The sequence below is a fragment of the Oleiphilus sp. HI0067 genome, assembly GCF_001635735.1.
Genome location: NZ_LWFI01001062.1, coordinates 1 through 899 on the forward strand (window position 1 = coordinate 1; position 899 = coordinate 899).

Sequence of the window (899 nt, forward strand, 5' to 3'; positions counted from 1 at the left end):
TGCATTTCAGACGCGTGCGTCAAACGGTTATTGGGCCTAACCTTAGTCACCGCCAAACGCTCGTTCAAACAATCGTGGACACTCCGACCGTTCGCGATGCGATAGCAAAAGAGTCCGAAGCATCAGGCAAACCAAAACAAGAACTCAAACAACAAGCTTTAAAATATGGTGATGAAATTGCCGCGAGCTTGCAGATTTCTACTATCCACTTTCTAGAACGAGTTCTTAATCGCTTATGGAACAAAATCTATAACGGTATTTACGCCTCAAATGTCGAAGCAGTAGAAGAGGTCACTAAAGACCATGCCGTTGTCTATGTACCCTGCCATCGAAGCCACATTGACTACCTACTTCTTTCTTCTTTGTTGTTCCGAGAAGGTATTATGGTTCCCCACATTGCTGCGGGTATCAATCTAAACCTTCCTGTTGTTGGCAGCATCCTTCGTCGCGGCGGCGCGTTCTTTATGCGCAGAAGCTTTAAAGGCAATAAGCTCTATGCAGCAGTATTTGCCGAGTACATACATATTATGTTCAAACGCGGCTACTCAATAGAGTATTTCGTAGAAGGTGGTCGAAGCCGAACTGGACGAACGCTGCAGCCTAAAGCTGGCATGGTCGCTATGACGGTTGCTAGCTACTTGAAAGACCAGCAAAAACCCATTGCTTTCATTCCCGTTTATTTTGGCTACGAGAAAGTACTCGAAGGCAGTACGTATATGGGCGAACTTCGTGGCAAGGAAAAGCAAAAAGAATCTGTATTCGGTCTATTTAAATCTCTCAAGAACTTACGAAAATCATTCGGTAAAGTTGCTCTGAATTTTGGCGAGCCAATTATTTTAGAGAACTACCTAGATCAAAATCAGTCATCTTGGAAAGATGATATTAAGAGCATTGAGAAT

Annotated in this window: 1 protein-coding gene; it reads left to right on the top strand. The window is 43.6% G+C overall.

What is annotated here, in order from left to right; genetic code table 11:
* Nucleotides 1–14: 14 nt before the first annotated feature.
* A partial coding sequence (locus tag A3739_RS14745) for a 1-acyl-sn-glycerol-3-phosphate acyltransferase (protein WP_231877087.1) occupies nucleotides 15–899 on the top strand: 885 nt, incomplete at its 3' end.